The organism is Candidatus Aegiribacteria sp. (assembly GCA_021108435.1).
In the GTDB taxonomy this organism is placed as follows: Bacteria; Fermentibacterota; Fermentibacteria; order Fermentibacterales; family JCC-6; genus Aegiribacteria.
In genome coordinates this window covers 1-3456 of record JAIOQY010000215.1, presented here as the reverse complement: position 1 = coordinate 3456, position 3456 = coordinate 1, and the positions used below count along the sequence as shown (strand labels likewise).

Sequence of the window (3456 nt, the reverse complement as noted above, 5' to 3'; positions counted from 1 at the left end):
TTCCAGCCATCTTTTAAACTTCAGGAGAAGATCCGTGAAGGGTCAAAAGTCAGAAAGATATACGACACTCCAACTACGCCATGTGAACGCCTTCTGGCAGATCCCAGGGTTGATATGAAAGTAAAGGAGAATCTGAAGGAACAGCTCGAGAGTCTAGATCCAGTTTTATTGCTGAAAAGAATGCGTGAAGCTCAGACCAGTTTATCGGAATTGCATAACAGAAATGCAGATTCCGAAACTAGTAACAGGCAATCAATGGAAGAATTTGTAAAACAACTTCCAGAGCTGTGGAAACTAGGAGAGGTTCGTCCAACCCACCGAAAGAAACCTCAGAAACCTCATACATGGCGCACTAGAAAAGATCCCTTTGAGTTGGTATTCCCACTGATATTGAAATGGCTTGAATCCGAACCGGATAGAACAGCAAAAGAATTATTCCTACGGCTTCAGAAAAAGTATCCGGGTGAATTCAGGGACTGTCAACTGAGGACTCTGCAGCGTAGAGTTAAAGCCTGGCGAAGTAGAATGGCACGCAATTTACTAAAGCTATATACTTATGAAGAGATGAACACTGAAGAGGTAACGACAACTATCGCTCGGTAACATTATTCAGTGAGGCAATACGACAGGGAAGAACATATTGTCGCTGGACAGGATACATACCTCTATATATTTTAACAGCATCAAGAGCTTGCCTTATCTGCCAATCCTCTCTACCTTCTCTGCAAAGAATATCAGCAAATTCAGCATCGTCCGGATTACCCAGGACAAGGAAATGTTTCACCCAACCTGTCATGTATGGTATATGATTTTCCTGTACCATGTTAAGCGATGATAGCTTATCTCTGTATTCATTCATATCGTACTTCATAATTATTAAACCTCCCTGATATGTGGACTCTACATATCCACGGTTTTTACACACTTTAGTGTACATATGTATACTTCTTATGTCAAGTTCCTTTATTGTGATTACCATTGACAACATATTACCTGAATTAATAGTGTTAGGTGAAAAAATATTTGAAAAGAAATGAAGACTCTTCATAATCATTGTTGTGCTAAAATATAGAGACAAATTAAGGAGAAATGAATGTTCAAAGGTGAAAGAGTATTACTCCGCCCAGTGAAAAAGGAAGATATTCCACGACAGCACGAATTTTATCAAGATGTTGATATCCATTTGCTAAACGCTGGCTTACCACATGTCTTTCCGATAGAACGAGCGGAAGAAATGTATGAACTCTGCACAAAGAAGGATAAGTATGCTGATTTCTTTGCGATAGAAGCAGACGAAAAATATATCGGTTTCTGTTCACTGAGGCATTCCGAGATTTATCCTGGTTCTCATGTTCTTGGAATAACCATCGGTGATCGTGATTATTGGGGTCAGGGTTATGGCAAAGAAGTCGTTAACCTCTTGCTACATTATGGCTTCCATTACCTTGGTGCTCGCCGTATTGGTCTGGGAACAAATGCCAGGAATGAAAGAGCAATAAAGTGCTTCCAAGCTTGTGGTTTCGTGGATGAGGGTGGCCCGCGGAAGATGCAATGGATCGATGGTGATTATGTTGATATTGTTTACATGGGTATCCTACGCGAAGAATGGGGAATCATTCACGGAGATGAGCAAAACACGGGTGAAATAAGGAAAAGTTAAGCACAAGAATTGCATGAACCAGTCACAAATGCAAAGTCATGATGTTGAGTAATATCTGTGCTGGTTATTCAGAGCGTTCGCAAGCGAAAATACCACGTGAAGTACTTTTGCCATTTGAAATGATAGGAATACAGGAAGGGATACTATGCCTAAAAGGATAAATTTGTACGGCTACGGTGATACTGGAGAATTTGATAAGCACAATCCCTTCTACTTATATAGGCAGAAATGGGCCCCTGAGATACTGTTTGAGATCGCAAGCGCAAATAGATATGAATTAACAAAATATGATATTGCATTAAAATTAAGCACTAGTCCCATTGAACTGGATGATTTGCTATCCAATATGGAAAATATTGGCATGGTATCAAAAAATCAAGACAAGTACTCAGTATCATTCATGGTTGTATTAGAGAATGACCTTCCCATAATAGACAATCTAAGTAACTCGATTGCATTAAGATTAGGTCAGAAGATCATGATACATAAGCAGGAAATCCAGAATCTTGCTTCCAGTATTAAATGCCTGGATAAATTTGGATATAATAGAATCCTGTATCATGTAATAGGTTGTGACATTTTCGATGGAACTGCTTTCTCTGAATTCAGCAAGAGGGGTATTTTAAGCACCTCAAAACCTCAGTACGATCACAGAGACTACATTCTTATTGGTTTTGAGCAGAACGAAGTTGTATCACGCATCGGTGACGAGTTGCTTTGCAGCCGCAACTGTAAAGGAGCATCCGGTGTGGATTTCACAAGTTTCGGGGACTGTAATGGTGATAGGCAAGACATGTTCAGATTCATAAGACAAGTAACCTCGCACCTTAGTGATCTTACTCCAAATCTTAATCTGAATTCTTCTTACATCCATAGTCTTGATAAGCACAATGAACATTTCACTCAGGTGTGCGCAGAGATAGTTAGAAAAGCATTATGTGCTGAGAAGTCAGATTCATCATTCTCGGGTGAAGAGAAGGATGCTATCCAATTCCTTGAAGAATTGGGATATATTGAACTTGATGAATCAGGTTCGGTAAGAGTAACTGTTCCATTGTTTGATGTTGATGATGAAATTGTAATAGGGAATATCTCAGATTACATGATAGAATTGATCGGGACTGAAATAGAAAGCGAATTCAGCAATCTGAGAAGCAAAATGCAGGGATTATCTGCTGTGTTGCATGGAGTAGATGAAAAAGAAATCGGGAATGGTTTATGGCATCAAGTATTAGGAAATATAAATGAGCATTTGGTTCGAGAAGGATTATTTTCAACCCCAGAATTAAAAATAGGTGAAGGGCGATATTTTCAGGCAATATATATTGGAAATAGTTGATTGAGATCATTTTGTATGGTTTCAATTGCGTGAAAGAAATAGAATTGCGAACAACTGAATGAACCTGACACAAACGCTTAGGGGTAGGCTTCAGTGACATCTGTGCAGGTTATTCAGAGCGTTAGTGCGCCAAGCGAAGCTTGGTGCTTCTTATAGGGTGAGCTACTCATTAGGAGTGGCAAGTCCCTGTCGGGCAAAGCCTAACCAGCAGCCCGTATCGAGTGTTGCGCCTGTGGCGGAGCCGGGGTACACGCCGGTGAACAAAACGGGTGAAGCGTACACAGAGAACACTGTAGGCCGCAGGGGAAGCGTACTTCCCTTAAGCGATACAGCCCCGTTAAAGTAATAAGAGCAGTTGGCGACGACTTTAACGCACCGGAAGCCAGTACATATGAATCGTTATGGTGAGATTCTGAGGGACTGCCGGGGTCATAGAGCGTGGCATGCAGTGAGAGAA

Annotated in this window: 4 protein-coding genes; 3 read left to right on the top strand and 1 reads right to left on the bottom strand. The window is 40.7% G+C overall.

Annotated features, from left to right (window positions below):
• Positions 1–603, top strand: a 603-nt coding sequence (locus tag K8R76_13335; protein ID MCD4849159.1) for a transposase, incomplete at its 5' end; no start/stop codon positions are given.
• Here K8R76_13335 and K8R76_13330 read toward each other — a convergent pair.
• Positions 590–871, bottom strand: coding sequence for a hypothetical protein (locus K8R76_13330; protein ID MCD4849158.1), 282 nt, complete (start codon positions 869–871; stop codon positions 590–592). The genes K8R76_13335 and K8R76_13330 overlap by 14 nt on opposite strands.
• Positions 872–1093: 222 nt before the next feature.
• Between K8R76_13330 and K8R76_13325 the strand changes: the two genes are divergently transcribed.
• Both K8R76_13325 and K8R76_13320 read left to right on the top strand, forming a co-directional pair.
• On the top strand, positions 1094–1660 hold the full coding sequence (locus K8R76_13325) for a GNAT family N-acetyltransferase (GenBank protein MCD4849157.1): 567 nt from the start codon (positions 1094–1096) through the stop codon (positions 1658–1660).
• 145 nt (positions 1661–1805) lie between these two features.
• On the top strand, positions 1806–2999 hold the full coding sequence (locus tag K8R76_13320) for a DUF4423 domain-containing protein (protein ID MCD4849156.1): 1194 nt from the start codon (positions 1806–1808) through the stop codon (positions 2997–2999).
• Positions 3000–3456 lie beyond the last annotated feature (457 nt).

Coding starts and splice junctions, on each gene's coding strand:
- K8R76_13325 (MCD4849157.1), top strand. CDS start 1,094: ATGTTCAAAGGTGAAAGAGTATTACTCCGCCCAGTGAAAAAGGAAGAT.
- K8R76_13320 (MCD4849156.1), top strand. CDS start 1,806: ATGCCTAAAAGGATAAATTTGTACGGCTACGGTGATACTGGAGAATTT.
- K8R76_13330 (MCD4849158.1), bottom strand. CDS start 871: ATGAAGTACGATATGAATGAATACAGAGATAAGCTATCATCGCTTAAC.